Genomic DNA, 16,353 nt, shown 5'->3' with positions numbered 1-16,353 from the left:
ATCGCTCACCGCGATCCCTTTTTTTATCCCCCTTAACCGAGGTTCTTGCCCAGCAACGCGTGATACAACTCGCTGTCGCCCAGGATCCCCACCACATGATTGTTATCGTGCAACACCAGCTTGTTGCCGGTCTGATAACGAATCTGCAACGCATCGCGCATGCCGATGTTCGAATCCACCAGCGTCGGCTTGCGCTCCAGTCCTTCCACCGCTTGCCCCGGTGCCCAGTTCTGCAGGTTCAGCACCGAACCATTCTGCCGCGCACCCTTGATGGTGTTGCCTTCGGCCAGGTCCAGCCACGAATCGCCGCCCGGATCGAGACACACCGAACCGTTGATGCGTTTGCACTTGTCCAGCGTGCGCATCAGGCTGCGGCCGCAGAGCACGTTGAGCGGATTGGTGTGTGCGACGAAGGTGCGCACATAGTCGTCCGCCGGGTTCAGCACGATCTCTTCCGGCACGCTGTACTGGATGATCCGGCCGTCTTTCATGATCGCGATGCGGCTACCCAATTTGAGCGCCTCGTCGAGGTCGTGGCTCACGAACACGATGGTCTTGCTCAGCTTGCGTTGCAGTTCCAGCAGTTCATCCTGCAGACCCTGACGGATCAGCGGGTCGAGGGCCGAGAACGGTTCGTCCATCAATAGAATGTCGGCGTCCATCGCCAGCGCTCGTGCCAGACCGACACGCTGCTGCATGCCGCCGGAGAGTTCATCAGGCTTCTTGTTGCGCCATTGGGTCAGGCCGACCAGTTCGAGTTTTTCATCGACGAGTTTCTTGCGTTCCTTCTCCGGTCGACCCTGCATTTCCAGACCGAAACTGATGTTCTCGCGCACCGTCAGCCACGGCATCAGGGCGAACTTCTGGAACACCATGGCGATGCGTTTGGTGCGCATCATTTTCAGCTCGGCGGGGGTGCAGGAGGCGATGTCGATCTGACGGTTTTCATGCTCGACGAACAGCTTGCCGCGGCTCACGGTGTTGAGGCCGTTGATGCAGCGCAGCAGGCTCGACTTGCCCGAGCCGGACAAGCCCATCAGCACGCAGATCTCGCCTTTGTTGATGTCCAGCGTGGCTTTTTCCACGCCGACAATCTGTCCGGTCTTTTTCAGGATTTCGTTGCGGGTCATGCCCTGATCCAGCAGCTTGAGTGCCTCGCGTGGATCTTTGGAAAAGATTACGTCGACGTCTTCGAAGCGAATTATGCTCATGCGTCACCCCCTACTTTGGCGTCGGGTTGTTTGCAGATACGGTCGAGCATGATCGCCAGCAGTACGATCGCCAGGCCCGCTTCGAAGCCCAGGGCGATATCAGCAGTGTTCAGTGCGTTGACCACCGGTTTGCCGAGTCCGTCGGCGCCTACCAGTGCCGCGATCACCACCATCGACAACGACAGCATGATGCACTGGGTGATGCCGGCCGCGATGCTCGGCATGGCGTGAGGCAGTTCAATCCGTGAGAGCAGTTGGCGACGCGAGCAGCCGAAGGCCTTGCCGGCGTCCATCAGTTCTTGCGGGACATCGCGGATGCCCAGATAGGTCAGGCGGATCGGCGCAGCGATGGCGAACACCACCGTGGAGATCAGGCCCGGGACCACACCCAGCCCGAAGAGGGTCAGGGTAGGAATGAGGTAAACGAAGGTCGGTACGGTCTGCATCAGATCGAGTACCGGACGCATGACAGTGTAGAACATCGGTTTGTGTGCGGCGACGATGCCCAGCGGCACGCCGATGACCACGCAGACCAGGGTCGCGAACATGACCTGGGCGAGGGTTTCCATGGTTTCCTGCCAGTACCCCAGATTGAGGATCAGCAGGAAGGAGGCGATCACGAAAGCGGTCAATCCCCATTTGCGCTGGATCAGGTGCGCGAGCAGGGCGATCAGGCCAATCAAGACCAGTGGGTTGAACCAGGTCAGCGCGAACGTCACGCCGTGGATCATCGTTTCCAGTGTCACGGCGATTGCGTCGAAGGTGTTGGCGCCGTGTTGCGTCAACCATTCAACGAAGCCCGCGATGTACTGGCCTAAAGGTATTTTCTGATCAATCAGCATGGTAGTGAACGTCCGCATGCAAGGAAATAAACAGCCCGGGTGGGCGAGCCCACCCGGCATAAGCGATTACTGAAGCTTGGCTTTAACGGCCTCCAGGCCAGGTTTACCGTCAATGGTGGTTACGCCAGCGAGCCAGGTATCGAGCACTTGTGGATTCTTTTTCAGCCAGGCCTTGGCGGCCGCGTCAGGCTTCATCTTGTCGTCGAGGATGTTGCCCATCAGTTCGCTTTCCATGTCGACGGTGAACTCCAGGTTCTTCAGCAACTGACCGACGTTGCTGCATTCCTCGGCATAACCCTTGCGGGTATTGGTCGCCACGGTCGCAGCACCGAAATCGGGGCCGAAGAAATCATCGCCACCGGTCAGGTATTGAATCTTGAAGCGCTTGTTCATCGGGTGCGGCGCCCAGCCGAGGAATACGACGGCGGTGTCGCGTTTTTGCGCGCGATCCACCTGCGAGAGCATGCCCGCTTCCGACGATTCGACGACTTTGAAACCAGCGGTTTTCAGGCCGAAGGCGTCCTTGTCGATCATGCTCTGGATCAGACGGTTGCCGTCGTTGCCAGGCTCGATGCCGTAGATCTTGCCGTCGAGTTCTTTCTTGAATTTGGCGATGTCGGCGAAGTCATGCAGACCTTTGTCATACAGGGCTTGCGGCACGGCGAGGGTGTACTTGGCGCCCTTGAGGTTGGTGCGCACGGTTTCCACGGTGCCTGCGTCGCGGTAAGCCTTGATGTCGTTTTCCATGGTCGGCATCCAGTTGCCGAGGAACACGTCCATGTTCTTGCCGTCGGCCAGCGACTTGTAGGTCACGGGCACGGAGATCATGGTGGTCTTGGTCTTGTAGCCGAGGGCGTTGAGCACAACAGAGGTGGTAGCGGTGGTAGCGGTGATGTCGGTCCAGCCGACATCGGAGAAGTTAACGGTACTGCACTGTGCCGGTTCTGCAGCTTGCGCCAGTAACGGCAGACTCAGCATGGCGGCCAACAACAACGACGGGGAACCTTTCATGGATGGACTCCTTGGTGTTTTTTTTGGCAGTGTTCCGACTGTGGACCACCGCACTTATAGGTTGCGGTTGGATGGCGTTCTGGAGACAGCTCTACCACGGCGCCTTGCAATCGAGTCATAACGATCATGTACCAGTGAAAATCTGACGCCTACAGGGGGGGTCGTATCCAGTACAGGGATGGTCGCATCCAGTGTCAGTGACGTCGTTTACAGCTTTTTTCAGCCCCGAATGGCCATCTGAACCGCACAAAAACGGCGAAAAACCGGGGCGAAAACGGCGCGGCGCTGGTGGACATGAGTGCGTCGGTGTCAGACGCCGTGCGCTCCGACAAAAGCCTGATGATGCGGGCATTCCGGCGGATCGCAGCTTGAGCGTAGCAGCTCCGCCAGCGGGCGCTTCACGCCCCGGACCGGCATCCTCAGGAGCTCTGCAGCAATGGCTATCAGCGTTTTCGACCTGTTCAAAATCGGCATCGGCCCTTCCAGTTCCCACACCGTCGGGCCCATGCGCGCCGCGGCGTTGTTCGTCGAGTCGCTACGGGACAAGCACCAGTTGGAACAGGTGCGCCGTATAGAAGTGCAATTGTTCGGATCGCTGTCGGCCACGGGCATTGGTCACGGCAGCGACAACGCGGTGATCATGGGTTTGATGGGCGAGTGGCCGGACGCAATCGACCCGTCGCAGATCGGCCCGCGCATACAGGCCCTGCGTGAAACTCACACACTGTTATTGGATGGTCGTTTGTCGGTGCCGTTTGTCTGGGCACGGGACATGCGCCTGATCGACGAGAACCTGCCATTCCACCCCAATGCCATGACTATCGTTGCCGAGGGTGATCACGGCGAACTGCATCGCGACACCTACTATTCGGTGGGCGGCGGTTTTGTCGTGGATCAAGCGCAGGCGTCCAGCGGCGTGGTCGATCTGGATCGCACTGAGTTGCCCTACGACTTTTCCAGTGCGGTTGAACTGTTGGAGTTGTGCAAGAAAAACAACCTGCGCGTCGCCGAATTGATGATGGCCAACGAAAAGGTCTGGCGCAGTGAAGAAGAGATCCGCGCCGGGCTGATGAAGTTGTGGCGGGCGATGCAGGATTGCGTCGAGCAGGGCCTGAAACACGAAGGCATCTTGCCCGGCGGACTGAATGTGCGTCGGCGCGCGGCAAAGCTGCATCGCAGCCTGCAGGAACTGGGCAAGCCCAATGTGATCGGTTCAACGTTGAGCGCGATGGAGTGGGTCAACCTGTTCGCTCTGGCGGTTAATGAAGAAAACGCGGCGGGCGGGCGCATGGTCACGGCGCCGACCAATGGCGCCGCAGGGATCATTCCGGCGGTATTGCACTACTTTATGAAGTTCAGTGAAGCGGTGACTGACGCCAACGTGGTCGATTACTTCCTCGGTGCAGCGGCGGTGGGGATTCTGTGCAAAAAGAATGCTTCGATCTCGGGCGCCGAAGTGGGTTGCCAGGGCGAAGTCGGTTCGGCGTGTGCGATGGCGGCGGCGGGGCTGGCGGAGATTCTTGGTGCCACGCCGGAGCAGTTGTGCAACGCGGCCGAAATTGGCCTGGAACATAACCTCGGGTTGACCTGCGATCCGGTCGGTGGCCTGGTGCAAGTGCCGTGCATCGAGCGCAATGCGATTGCGGCGGTTAAAGCAATCAATGCGGCGCAGATGGCGTTGCGTGGCGATGGTCAGCACTTTATCTCGCTGGACCGGGTGATCCGCACCATGCGTGATACCGGCGCTGATATGCATGACAAATATAAAGAGACATCGCGTGGTGGGTTGGCGGTCAGCGCTGTGGAGTGCTGAGACCGAGTCGCCTCAATCGCGAGCAGGCTCACTCCTGCATTTGGAACGCGTTCCCCTGTAGGAGTGAGCCTGCTCGCGATAGCGCCAGACCAGTCAAAACTGCTCACCAAGTGAACACAGACAATAAATCACGCCACCTTTTAGCGCGTCGCAATCAGATAAGAGTCTTTCCCACCTGTTACACGCGCTCAGCTCTCCTACCGTCCGTCACCCGTGCTTGCGGTGACACTGTCCGACAATCGCGCGCAGGCCAGTTCCCACAAGTGCTACCGATTTGCTCACACCCCTGGGGGCAGGGCGTTCAGCAACGCTGATGGCACTTCGAAACACCTTTCGTCGGACGGCTCGTATAGACACGTCGCGACGTCGTTTTCAGGAGTTATTGAACAGCCATTCAATTTTAGGCATGGCATTTGCTCTGTCATAACAAAGCCCGTCTCCCACGCGAGAACGCTGGCAATAACAAGAGCCTCCGCCTGAGGCCATCACCCGCTTTGTGTGAGGAGATACCGCGATGACGTCGTTCAACTCCGGGGCCCAACCCCAGAACCGTGCGCCTCAATCCATCGGCTTTCTGCTGCTGGACAATTTCACGCTGATTTCTCTGGCGTCCGCAGTAGAACCCCTGCGCATGGCCAACCAATTGTCCGGTCGCGAGCTGTATCGCTGGAGTACCCTCACCGTCGATGGCGGCCAGGTGTGGGCCAGTGACGGTCTGCAAATCACTCCCGACGCTTCCATGCACAAAGCCCCGCCACTGGACACTGTGATTGTCTGCGGCGGCATCGGCATTCAACGCACCGTTACCCGTGAACACGTTTCCTGGCTGCAAAGCCAGGCGCGTCAGTCCAAGCGCCTCGGCGCCGTGTGCACCGGCAGTTGGGCTTTGGCCTGCGCCGGGTTGCTCGATGGTTTCGATTGCAGCGTGCACTGGGAATGTCTGGCGGCGATGCAGGAAGCCTTCCCGCGCGTGGCCATGAGCACCCGTTTGTTCACCCTCGACCGTAACCGTTTCACCAGCTCCGGCGGTACCGCGCCGCTGGACATGATGCTGCACCTGATCAGCCGCGATCACGGCCGTGAACTGTCCGCCGCGATCTCGGAGATGTTCGTCTACGAACGTATCCGCAACGAACAGGATCACCAGCGTGTGCCGCTCAAGCACATGCTCGGCACCAACCAGCCGAAGCTGCAGGAAATCGTCGCGCTGATGGAAGCCAACCTCGAAGAGCCGATCGACCTCGATGAACTGGCGGTGTACGTCGCCGTGTCGCGTCGACAGTTGGAGCGCCTGTTCCAGAAATACCTGCACTGCTCGCCGTCGCGTTACTACTTGAAGCTGCGCCTGATCCGCGCCCGGCAGTTGCTCAAGCAAACGCCGATGTCGATCATCGAAGTGGCGTCCGTGTGTGGTTTCGTCTCGACGCCGCACTTCTCCAAGTGCTATCGCGAATACTTCGGCATTCCGCCGCGTGACGAGCGTGTGGGTTCCAACACCACTCAACAAGTGGCGATGTTGCCACTGCCGCAGGCCATCGTGATGTCGCCGCTGTCGGGGCCGATGTCGGCGTTGAGTCAGGCTCGGAATGAGTCGACGTTTGCCAGCGTAAGGCTCTGATGAGGGTCGTTCCCACGCTCTGCGTGGGAACGCAGCCCGGGACGCTCTGCGTCCCAAAAGGCCGAACGCGGAGCGTCCGTTGAGGCATTCCCACGCAGAGCGTGGGAACGATCAGGTGAGCAACGTCAGGCGCTATGGCTTTGCTGATAGTCCGCCAATGCCGGCAGTAATTGTTTGTCGATCGCCTGGCGCACCGCCGGCTGGATACTGGCGCCGCTGGTGTACATGTCCTTGACCATTTTGCGCAGTTCAAACGCGCGAACATTATCCAGACCGCGCACCGCGCACTCGCAAGCCTTATCGGCAGTAGTGCCACTGGGCACTTGAATACCCAACGCCTTGAGCTGGCCCAACAAATCTTCCTGATCGATCAAATCGGCATACATCATGACGCGCATCCTTCTTCGGTAACGGAGGTCGTGGCTCGATTCTGGTAGCCACGTCGGGGCACGGCAAGGGCGTTTTGTCGCAGTGGCTGCGACGGCTATGAACAGGTCGTTTTCGGCTAACTCGCCGCTCAAGGGAGTGGGCACACTGAACTCAGCTTGCAACACGAAGGTTTGGTCACCCTCGCTTGGCAGCTCCTCAACAGTAGCTTGAGCCCCGATCCAGTCACGGCTGGTATCGGGGCTTTTTTTGTCTGTGAATCAGTTAGAAATTTGTTGTTCCTGCCGACGTCATCGCTGGCAAGCCAGCTCCCACAAGTTTTGAGTCTGGTCGCATATTTGTGAAACGCCGCCGAACCCTGTGGGAGCGGGCTTGCCCGCGATGAACGATGACGCGGTCTATCTTTGCAACACGAGGATCCGCGACAACAACTCATCCCGGTCGATATAGCAGCCCTGAAAATGCCGCGCCCCGGTGGTTGGGTCGAAGGCATTGCGCGCATGTAACGTACGCCGGTTATCAAAGCACCACAGTTCCCCCGGATTGAGCCGTTGCATCAGCCGAAACCGTGGCTCGCGGGTCATCGCGATAAAGCGTCGATACGCCCGATACAACACCGGCATCTGCTCCACCGACGTATCAAATGCGCCGCGCAAAAAGTTCGCCATGCGAATTTCCGCCACACGTCCCAAGGCGTCCAAAGCAATGATCGGCGCCAGGCAGCGATAGTCGCTATGGCGATCCTTGTTGCGAAACTCCACGGGGATTTCACACAGCGCCTGAAACGCCTCCGGGTCTTCGCTGCGCAACGCATCGGCAATCGCAAAACCATCGACAAAAATGCTCTCGCCACCCTCGGCGTCATTCACCAGACAATGCAGAAATTGCAGCCCCGGTTGCAGCTCGCGGGTGGGCAGATCGGTGTGCAACGGCAGGTTGAAAGCGGTGTAGGCATTGCTGTCGGCATCGGCCTTGGATTGCACGTTGAACAGCACGCCGAAATTGCTTTCGCGGATAAAGGAAATGCGCTGCGCGATAAGTTTCAGCGAGCCGGGTTCGGTGGGCACGCCGCGCACTTGCGTCAGGCCAATGTCGCGTACGGCAAGCAGCCATTGCAGCAGGGCGGCGTTGTCGTTCATCAGTGCCGCGTATTCGAACACCGGCAGCTGCGAGTCGCTGCGCCACAGATAAGGCTTGGGTTTGCCAGCCAGACGTTCGGCGCGGGAATCATCGTCGTAGGCATGAGCGCGCAGCCAGCCGGGATCGAAACGGCTGAGGTGACCGTCCTGCCAGTCGATGCGCAGGCAGCCGTCGGTATCGATATGGGCGGCGGCAGGCTTGAGGTCTTCAGCGGCATCGACAATCTCGAACACCTGCTCGCGGGTAACGTTGTAGACGCACTGCGGGCACGGGCAGTTATCCCGCAACCAGACGTGGTGAAACGGGCTGATGCGACCGTCAGCCCATGCGATGGCAACGCGATCCGCCAGGGTCTGCACGCCACCGAGCGCGCTGATCAACGGATAAGTACGGAAATCGGCAACAGCGGCAGCGGTGTTCATGGCGGCTCCTTGTGATCGATGGATTACCTGGCGGGTGGCAGTGCGATAACGCGGCCGATGTAAGCGGGAGCGGGCAAGTCTTTCTGCTCGGCGACGATGCTTTGCAGGCGGCTCAGGGTGTCCGCGCTGAACGTTGCCGAACGCGGGCCGGCGAGGTCGACGTGCAAGAGCATTTGTTCGTTGCCGGCCAGTTCCTGCTCGTCACCGACCTTGTGCAGGCTGTGATAGAGGTGCAGGCGTTTGCTGTCGTGGGCGATGATTTGCGTGCGTACTTCCACCTCGGTATCGAGTTTCACTTCGTGCAGATAATTGAGGTGCAGTTCGAGGGTGAACAGCGAGTTGCCACTGGCTTCGCGGTTGTTGCTGTCCATGCCGAGGCGGTCCATCAGGGCGTCGGTGGCGTAGCTGAAAATCAGCAGGTAGAAGGCGTCGCGCAGGTGGCCGTTGTAGTCGACCCAGTCGGGGATGATTGTGGTTTGGTAGGTGGTGAGAGTGGGCATGATTGGGTTCCGGCAGTGGGCGGGTCGTTAGGATCAAGAGCTACCCCCTCACCCCAGCCCTCCCGAAACGTCGGACCGCCCCCAAGGGGGCGAGGGGGAAAGGGAGCCGATCTTTATGCTATTCAAAACTTGAGTTCGGCTCGGTGGTGCAAGTCGGCGTAACTCGAACAATCAACACGGTCAGTCCCCTCTACCTCCGGGAGAGGGCTAGGGTGAGGGACTGCAATGTCACGGCAGACATATCACTCGCTGAACGCCATCCCATGCTTCTCCTTGGAGGTCTTCACCGCCTCCAGCACCGCCAGCAAGCAATCATCACGATAGCGCTCCAGCGCCGAAATGCTGTGACGACCAAGCTGATCACTGGTGCCATCAACCACATCATCAATCAACTTGTCAGTCAGTTCCGGCGCTGGCAGATACGTCCACGGCAACTGCAACGCCGGGCCGAATTGCGACATGAAGTGGCGCATGCCGGCATCACCCCCGGCCAAGGTATAAGTCAGGAACGTACCCATGAACGACCAGCGCAGGCCGGCGCCAAAGCGAATCGCATCATCGATCTCGCCAGTGGTCGCGACACCATCGTTGACCAGGTGCAGCGCCTCACGCCACAGCGCTTCAAGCAAGCGGTCGGCGATGAAGCCGGGCACTTCTTTGCGCACGTGCAGCGGACGCATGCCGAGGGATTCGTAGACTTTCATCGCTGCCTGAACGGCCTCGGGCGCGGTGTTCTTGCCACCCACGACTTCGACCAGCGGCAGCAGATAAACCGGGTTGAACGGGTGGCCGACCACGCAACGTTCGGGGTGCGTTGAGCTCTCGTAGAACTCACTTGGCAGCAGGCCCGAGGTACTCGAACCGATCAACGCATTAGGCTTGGCCGCGGCGCTGATTTTGCTGTGCAGCTCGAGTTTCAGTTCCAGGCGTTCCGGGGCGCTTTCCTGAATGAAGTCGGCATCGCGTACGCATTCTTCGATGGTCGCGACAAAGCGCAGACGATCCTGCGACGCGCCCGGCGCCAGACCGTTTTTCTCCAGTGCGCCCCAGGCATTGGCTACGCGTTTACGCAGCGCCGCTTCGGCGCCCGGTGCCGGGTCCCAGGCCACCACATCGAGGCCATGGGCGAGGGCGCGCGCGACCCAGCCACTGCCGATGACACCGCTGCCCAGCGCGGCGAAGGTTTTGATTTCGGTGATAAAGCTCATAGGAATTTTCCCGTGGAAGGTAATCCCTGTAGGAGCTGCCGAAGGCTGCGATCTTTTGATCTTGATCTTGATCTTGATCTTGATCTTGATCTTGAGAAACAAAATCAAAAGATCGCAGCCTTCGGCAGCTCCTACAGGTGAAATTTGGGGGGCAGTTAGAGCCCCATTTTTTGAGCTGAGGGTTAACCGCGCTGGGTCAGGCCCATTTTCTTGCGGCCCTCGGCCGGGGTGAGCACCCGGGCGCCGAGGCGGCTGAGGATTTCGGTGGCGCGTTCGACCAGTTGGCCGTTGGTCGCCAGCACGCCCTTGTCCAGCCACAGGTTGTCTTCCAGCCCGACCCGCACGTTGCCGCCCAACAGCACCGCTTGCGCTGCCATTGGCATCTGCATACGGCCAATGCCAAACCCGGCCCACACCGCATCGGCGGGCAGGTTGTCGACCATGGCTTTCATCGTGGTGGTATCCGCCGGCGCGCCCCACGGGATGCCCAGGCACAGCTGGAACAACGGGTTATCGAGCAGACCTTCCTTGATCATCTGCTTGGCGAACCACAGGTGACCGGTGTCGAAAATCTCCAGCTCGGCCTTCACGCCCAGCTCGGTAATACGCTTGGCGCCGGCACGCAGTTGCGCCGGAGTGGAGACATAAATGGTGTCGCCATCGCCGAAGTTCAGCGTGCCGCAATCGAGGGTGCAGATTTCCGGCAGCAACTCTTCAACGTGTGCGAGACGGGTCAGCGGGCCGACCAGATCGGTGTTCGGGCCGAACTCCATCGGGTTCTCGCCCGCGCCGATCTCCAGGTCGCCGCCCATACCGGCGGTGAGGTTGACGATGATGTCGACGTCGGCCTCGCGGATGCGCTCCATCACTTCGCGGTACAGCGCCACGTCACGGCTGAACTTGCCGGTCTGCGGATCGCGCACATGGCAGTGCACGACGGTGGCGCCAGCCTTGGCCGCTTCCACCGCAGCAGCAGCAATTTGTTTCGGGGTGACCGGCACGTGCGGGCTCTTGGCGGTCGTGTCGCCAGCACCGGTGAGTGCGCAGGTGATGATGACGTCGTGGTTCATGGTGCGGTTTCCTTCAGGCGTGATGGGTCTGTCCGCAGCCCTTTTCCGGGCTGCGAAGCGTCGTTCAGTTCCCTCTCCCAACGGGAGAGGGCTAGGGTGAGGGTCGCGGTTATTTGCTGGTCAGCTGCAGGTTTTCAGCCGCCGGTTTGCCATCGAACGTGGTCACACCTTCCAGCCAGCGCTGCTTGTCTTCCGGGTGATCCTTGAGCCATTGCTTGGCCGACTCGAAGGCGTCCTTGTGGTCGAGCAGCGGCTGCATCATCCGGCTCTCGTCCTCGGCGGTGAACGTCAGATTGGTCAGCAGGCGACCAATGTTCGGGCATTGCTCGGCGTATTTCGGCGCGGTCACTGTCCACACGGTGGCCATGCCTTCATTCGGGCCGAGGGCGTCGTCGCTGCCGGTCAGATAAGTCATCTTGACGTTGACGTTCATCGGGTGCGGCGCCCAGCCGAAGAAGACCACGGCCTCTTTGCGGCGCACGGCGCGGTCGACGGCGGCGAGCATGCCGGCCTCGCTCGACTCGACCAGCTGGAATTTGCCGAGGCCGAACTGGTTCTTGGCGATCATCGCTTTGATCTGCGTGTTGGCGCCCGAGCCTGGCTCGATGCCGTAGATCTTGCCGCCCAGTTCTTTTTCGAACTTGGCAATGTCGGCGAAGGTTTTCAGGCCCTTGTCGGCCAGATAAGTCGGCACGGCGAGGGTCGCACGGGCATCTTTCAGGCTTGGCGCTTCGAGGACTTTGACCTGATTGGCGTCGACAAACGGCGTGATGGTCTGGGTCATCAGCGGGTTCCAGTAACCGAGGAACAGGTCCAGGCGCTGATCGCGGATCCCGGCGAAGATGATTTGCTGGGACGCACTGGTTTGTTTGGTGTTGTAGCCGAGGCCGTCGAGCAGGACCTGGGTCATGGCACTGGTGGCGATCACGTCGGTCCAGTTGACCACGCCCATGCGCACGTTCTGGCACGAGGCGGGTTCGGCCGCCATGACGCTGGCGCTCAAGAAAGCGGTACCGCTGAGTGCAAGAACACAGCTGCTGATCAGTCGTTTCATGTCGGGTTCCTCGGCAGGTGGTTTATTGTGGTTCCCGGCGTCTGATGCGCCGGTGATGCCAAGTTACGCAGCTATGCCCCCGTAAAAGCGCACTGCGGCGACTGGCATTTGCACTGTAGCGACCTGTGCGCTTGAACGCTGACGACAATCGGCGTATCAACGAGCCACGCTCCCCTCCCTCTCGTTACCCGCGAATCGAGTGCGCCCATGTCCCAGGACTTCTACTTTTTGCTGATGCCGGGGTTCTCCGCCATTGGCTTTATTTCCGCAATCGAACCGCTACGCGTGGCCAACCGCTTTCGTGGCGAGCTGTATCGTTGGCATGTGCTCAGCGCCGACGGCGGGGCGGTGCTGGCGAGCAACGGCATGTCGGTCAACGCCGACGCGGCACTGGAGCCGCTGAAGAAAGGCGCGACGTTGTTGGTGGTGGCCGGGTTTGAACCGCTGAAGTTCGCCACGCCAACCCTTGAACACTGGTTGCGGCGGCTGGATAACGAAGGCGTCACACTTGGCGCCATCGACACTGGCAGTTTTGTCCTCGCTGAAGCCGGTTTGCTCGAGGGCCATCGCCTGACCCTGCACTGGGAAGCCATTGACGCCTTCAAGGAATCTTATCCAACGCTCAGCGTCACCCAGGAGCTGTTCGAGATTGACCGGCGGCGCATCACTTCAGCGGGCGGCACGGCGTCCATTGATTTAATGCTCGATCTGATCGCCCAGGCTCATGGGCCGCAACTGGCAATTCAGGTCAGCGAACAGTTTGTGCTAGGGCGCATCCGTCCGCGCAAAGATCACCAGCGCATGGAAGTCGCCACGCGTTACGGCATCAGCAACAAGAAACTGGTGCAGGTGATCGGCGAGATGGAGCAGCACAGCGAACCGCCGCTGACCACGCTGCAACTGGCGGAATCGATCAAGGTGACGCGGAGGCAACTGGAGCGTTTGTTTCGGCTGCATCTGAACGATACACCGAGCAACTTCTACCTGCGTCTGCGCCTGGAAAAAGCCCGGCAGCTACTGCGCCAGACCGACATGAGCGTGCTTGAAGTCAGCATCGCCTGCGGCTTCGAATCACCGTCGTACTTCACCCGCAGCTACCGCGCAAAATTCGCCCGCTGCCCCCGCGAGGACCGCCGTACCGCGCAGGCCTGAAATCAAAAGATCGCAGCCTTCGGCAGCTCCTACAGGGAAATGCATTCCAATGTAGGAGCTGCCGAAGGCTGCGATCTTTTGATCTTGCTGTTGGTTACTTCTTCACCAACGCCGAACACGCCGCTTTATAAGCCTCATGCTGATACTTGTTCAACGTCCCCGGCAGCTCGAAATTATGCTTCTTCGCCTGCGCATTGATCGTCTGCGGCGACAACAACGTCACCTCGCAACCATCCAGCAACTGCAAAATCCCCTCAATCTTGAACGTCGTCGGGCCACCGGCAAACTCACCCTTCTTGCTGCGCTTCTTGATCGCAATCCGGTCAACCGAATTCTCCCGCACAAACGACGCCACCTGCGCCGCAAACATCTTCACGTTGGCCGCCTCGTCATCGTCTTCGAGGGCGATCTTCTTGGTGGCAAGGGGAACGTGGCTCAAGGCCGAACCGTCGAGAGCGGCCACGGCGATGATCGCTTCGCTGCCTTTGATTTCGATACCGCAGATTTTCATGTGATTACCTAGATTAGCTATAGAACGGCAGCTTACAGTTCAGACACTCACTCCTGCCCAATAGACTCCAAAAACTCCGACCGTTCATCACTCATCCGCGCCACGCAATCATTCTGCGCAATCGTGAACGCCTTGCTCCCCGCCGTAGCCGGGAACGCCTCCACCGCACAATCCGCGTCCCGCGTCTTCAACCACTGCTGCTGAGCCGTCTTGATCTTGGCGGTAATGTCCGCCAATTGCGTCGGGTTCTTGCCATACGCCGTCTGCATGCGTTCGTTGAGGCTGGCGTAGTTGTCCTTGAGCAGGTCTTCTGCAGTAGTGCGGCTGTAGGTCGAGCATTCCAGGGTCTGGACGTCGTTTTCGACGGCGTCGCACGGGTTGTTGTCGGACTCTTCAGCGGCGTGTACGCCGGTCGCAAGCAAAGCCAAAGCCAGGAAGATCGATTTCATTGTTGTCGCCGCTCTAATCCAGTGGTGTTTCCAAGATGCGGGAGATTCTGGCTCAAGCGCGCGGGCTTGAACAGGTAGCTGATCGGGGCGCCTGGCGACCCTTTGTCGCGGATTGACGCTTTCGGCAATTCCCCTGTCGTTTTTGCACCCGGTCGCCCCGGCACCGAGGCATATGCTGGCCCCAAAGCGCCGGCAGACGATTCGGCGCATGAATCGCCAATAAGGGGACGCCTGATGAGCCCAGCCGAATTACACGCCGACAGCATCGTTATCGACGGTCTGATCATTGCCAAATGGAACCGCGAGCTGTTCGAAGACATGCGCAAGGGCGGTCTGACGGCGGCCAACTGCACTGTGTCGGTGTGGGAAGGCTTTCAGGCGACCGTGAACAACATCGCTGCCAGCCAGAAGCTGATCCGCGAAAACAGCGACCTGGTGATGCCAGTGCGCACCACTGCCGACATCCGTCGCGCCAAGGAACAAGGCAAGACCGGCATCCTCTTCGGCTTCCAGAATGCTCACGCGTTTGAAGACCAGATCGGCTATGTCGAGGTGTTCAAACAGCTCGGCGTCGGCATCGTGCAGATGTGCTACAACACCCAGAATCTGGTCGGCACCGGTTGCTACGAGCGTGACGGCGGCCTGTCGGGTTTCGGTCGCGAAATCGTCGCCGAGATGAACCGCGTTGGCGTCATGTGCGACTTGTCCCACGTCGGTTCCAAGACTTCCGAAGAAGTCATCCTCGAATCGAAAAAACCGGTCTGCTATTCCCACTGCCTGCCGTCGGGTCTCAAAGAGCACCCGCGCAACAAGTCCGATGCAGAACTGAAGTTCATTGCCGATCACGGCGGTTTTGTCGGCGTGACCATGTTCGCGCCGTTCCTCGCCAAAGGCATCGATTCGACCATTGACGATTACGCCGAAGCGATCGAATACACCATGAACATCGTCGGCGAAGACGCCATCGGCATCGGCACCGACTTCACCCAAGGCCATGGTCAGGACTTCTTCGAATACCTGACCCACGACAAGGGCTACGCCCGCCGTCTGACCAGCTTCGGCAAGATCATCAACCCGCTGGGCATCCGCACCGTCGGCGAGTTCCCGAACCTGACCGAAACCCTGCTCAAGCGCGGCCACTCCGAGCGCGTCGTGCGCAAGATCATGGGCGAAAACTGGGTGAACGTCCTCAAAGACGTCTGGGGCGAATGAATAACTCTGGAGCCTACTCCGCTCACCGATAGCTGCGTCAGGTCCTCGCGCCAAACTCGCCGTACGTCCCGTACTGTCTCGCTTGTCGCTCCGGTCCTTCCTTGCTCTCGACGTGCTCGCTACGGCTCCAAAGTCATTCATACGGCTTGTTTATAAGAGCAGAGCAAAAGCTTTGCTCGGCACCAACCACGAATTTTTCTGGAGTTAAGTTTCCATGGCCAAGATCGCCCCGCAATTGCCAATCGAAGTCGACAGCGAGACCGGTGTCTGGACCTCCGACGCCCTGCCAATGCTGTACGTACCGCGTCACTTCTTCGTCAACAACCACATGGGCATCGAAGAGGTTTTGGGCGCTGAAGCTTATGCCGAGATCCTCTACAAGGCCGGCTACAAGTCCGCCTGGCACTGGTGCGAGAAAGAAGCTGAATGCCACGGCCTGGAAGGCGTCGCGGTATTCGAGCATTACATGAAGCGCCTGTCGCAGCGCGGCTGGGGCCTGTTCAAGATTCAGGACATCGACCTCGACAAAGGCACTGCCAGCGTCAAGCTCGAACACTCGGCATTCGTCTACGTCTACGGCAAGGTCGGGCGCAAAGTCGATTACATGTTTACCGGTTGGTTTGCCGGGGCCATGGATCAGATTCTTGAGGCTCGCGGCAGCAAGATTCGCACCGTCGCCGAGCAAGTCTACGGTGGCTCCGAAGAAGGCCACGACGACGGCCTGTTCACCGTCAAGCCGTTGTAAGTCGAGGA

The 16,353-nt window shown here is 59.5% G+C and carries 16 protein-coding genes; 5 read left to right on the top strand and 11 right to left on the bottom strand.

Features of this window, described 5'->3' with window-relative positions:
• Positions 1–32: 32 nt before the first annotated feature.
• The 3 genes from choV to ACOYXH_RS23185 all read right to left on the bottom strand — a co-directional run bounded on the left by choV (position 33) and on the right by ACOYXH_RS23185 (position 3,064).
• Positions 33–1,211, bottom strand: coding sequence for a choline ABC transporter ATP-binding protein (gene choV, locus ACOYXH_RS23195; RefSeq protein WP_016772804.1), 1,179 nt, complete (start codon positions 1,209–1,211; stop codon positions 33–35).
• The gene (gene choW, locus ACOYXH_RS23190; protein ID WP_016983941.1) at positions 1,208–2,053 is read right to left on the bottom strand and encodes a choline ABC transporter permease subunit; all 846 of its coding nucleotides are present in this window, start codon (positions 2,051–2,053) and stop codon (positions 1,208–1,210) included. The genes choV and choW overlap by 4 nt, the downstream gene beginning before the upstream one ends.
• 66 nt (positions 2,054–2,119) lie before the next feature.
• Positions 2,120–3,064 (bottom strand): choline ABC transporter substrate-binding protein, encoded by a 945-nt coding sequence (locus ACOYXH_RS23185; protein ID WP_007918300.1) that lies wholly within the window; start codon positions 3,062–3,064, stop codon positions 2,120–2,122.
• A gap of 436 nt (positions 3,065–3,500) precedes the next feature.
• Between ACOYXH_RS23185 and ACOYXH_RS23180 the strand changes: the two genes are divergently transcribed.
• A complete protein-coding gene (locus ACOYXH_RS23180; RefSeq protein WP_034153599.1) occupies positions 3,501–4,877 on the top strand; it encodes an L-serine ammonia-lyase in 1,377 nt (458 codons plus the stop codon).
• 514 nt (positions 4,878–5,391) lie between these two features.
• The gene (gene gbdR / locus ACOYXH_RS23175; protein WP_007949927.1) at positions 5,392–6,495 is read left to right on the top strand and encodes a choline metabolism transcriptional regulator GbdR; all 1,104 of its coding nucleotides are present in this window, start codon (positions 5,392–5,394) and stop codon (positions 6,493–6,495) included.
• Positions 6,496–6,620: 125 nt separating this feature from the next.
• On the opposite strand, the gene ACOYXH_RS23170 is transcribed toward gbdR, so the two are convergent.
• The 6 genes from ACOYXH_RS23170 to ACOYXH_RS23145 all read right to left on the bottom strand — a co-directional run bounded on the left by ACOYXH_RS23170 (position 6,621) and on the right by ACOYXH_RS23145 (position 12,276).
• Positions 6,621–6,884 carry a hypothetical protein gene (locus ACOYXH_RS23170; protein WP_095050250.1) on the bottom strand — a complete coding sequence of 88 codons (264 nt, stop codon included), beginning with the start codon at positions 6,882–6,884 and terminating at the stop codon, positions 6,621–6,623.
• Positions 6,885–7,280: 396 nt separating this feature from the next.
• Positions 7,281–8,444 (bottom strand): gamma-butyrobetaine dioxygenase, encoded by a 1,164-nt coding sequence (locus ACOYXH_RS23165; protein ID WP_460409962.1) that lies wholly within the window; start codon positions 8,442–8,444, stop codon positions 7,281–7,283.
• A 23-nt stretch (positions 8,445–8,467) separates the two neighbouring features.
• The gene (locus ACOYXH_RS23160) at positions 8,468–8,944 is read right to left on the bottom strand and encodes a thioesterase family protein (RefSeq protein WP_220557102.1); all 477 of its coding nucleotides are present in this window, start codon (positions 8,942–8,944) and stop codon (positions 8,468–8,470) included.
• Between the two features lie 242 nt (positions 8,945–9,186).
• Complete coding sequence (locus tag ACOYXH_RS23155; RefSeq protein ID WP_220557101.1) at positions 9,187–10,152, bottom strand: L-carnitine dehydrogenase; 966 nt, start codon at positions 10,150–10,152, stop codon at positions 9,187–9,189.
• A gap of 182 nt (positions 10,153–10,334) precedes the next feature.
• Complete coding sequence (locus ACOYXH_RS23150; protein ID WP_016983621.1) at positions 10,335–11,222, bottom strand: beta-keto acid cleavage family enzyme; 888 nt, start codon at positions 11,220–11,222, stop codon at positions 10,335–10,337.
• 109 nt (positions 11,223–11,331) lie between these two features.
• Positions 11,332–12,276 (bottom strand): choline ABC transporter substrate-binding protein, encoded by a 945-nt coding sequence (locus ACOYXH_RS23145; RefSeq protein ID WP_095050254.1) that lies wholly within the window; start codon positions 12,274–12,276, stop codon positions 11,332–11,334.
• 207 nt (positions 12,277–12,483) lie between these two features.
• Between ACOYXH_RS23145 and ACOYXH_RS23140 the strand changes: the two genes are divergently transcribed.
• Complete coding sequence (locus tag ACOYXH_RS23140) at positions 12,484–13,428, top strand: GlxA family transcriptional regulator (protein WP_258708921.1); 945 nt, start codon at positions 12,484–12,486, stop codon at positions 13,426–13,428.
• A gap of 94 nt (positions 13,429–13,522) precedes the next feature.
• Here ACOYXH_RS23140 and ACOYXH_RS23135 read toward each other — a convergent pair whose 3' ends face one another.
• Both ACOYXH_RS23135 and ACOYXH_RS23130 read right to left on the bottom strand, forming a co-directional pair.
• Positions 13,523–13,939: a DUF3010 family protein gene (locus tag ACOYXH_RS23135; RefSeq protein ID WP_258708920.1), complete on the bottom strand. Its 417-nt coding sequence runs from the start codon at positions 13,937–13,939 to the stop codon at positions 13,523–13,525.
• A 47-nt stretch (positions 13,940–13,986) separates the two neighbouring features.
• Positions 13,987–14,388: a lysozyme inhibitor LprI family protein gene (locus ACOYXH_RS23130; RefSeq protein ID WP_077574880.1), complete on the bottom strand. Its 402-nt coding sequence runs from the start codon at positions 14,386–14,388 to the stop codon at positions 13,987–13,989.
• Between the two features lie 234 nt (positions 14,389–14,622).
• Here ACOYXH_RS23130 and ACOYXH_RS23125 point away from each other — a divergent pair, with 234 nt between their 5' ends.
• Together ACOYXH_RS23125 and ACOYXH_RS23120 are read left to right on the top strand one after the other, a co-directional pair.
• Positions 14,623–15,600 (top strand): dipeptidase, encoded by a 978-nt coding sequence (locus ACOYXH_RS23125; RefSeq protein WP_007962626.1) that lies wholly within the window; start codon positions 14,623–14,625, stop codon positions 15,598–15,600.
• A gap of 214 nt (positions 15,601–15,814) precedes the next feature.
• Entirely contained in the window at positions 15,815–16,345 is a 531-nt protein-coding gene (locus tag ACOYXH_RS23120) for a DUF5943 domain-containing protein (protein WP_008083165.1), read from the top strand.
• Positions 16,346–16,353: the final 8 nt, after the last annotated feature.

The organism is Pseudomonas sp. Mb7 (assembly GCF_054790525.1).
Note: the sequence above shows the minus strand (reverse complement) of the source record. Positions and strands in the feature narration are given on the sequence as shown.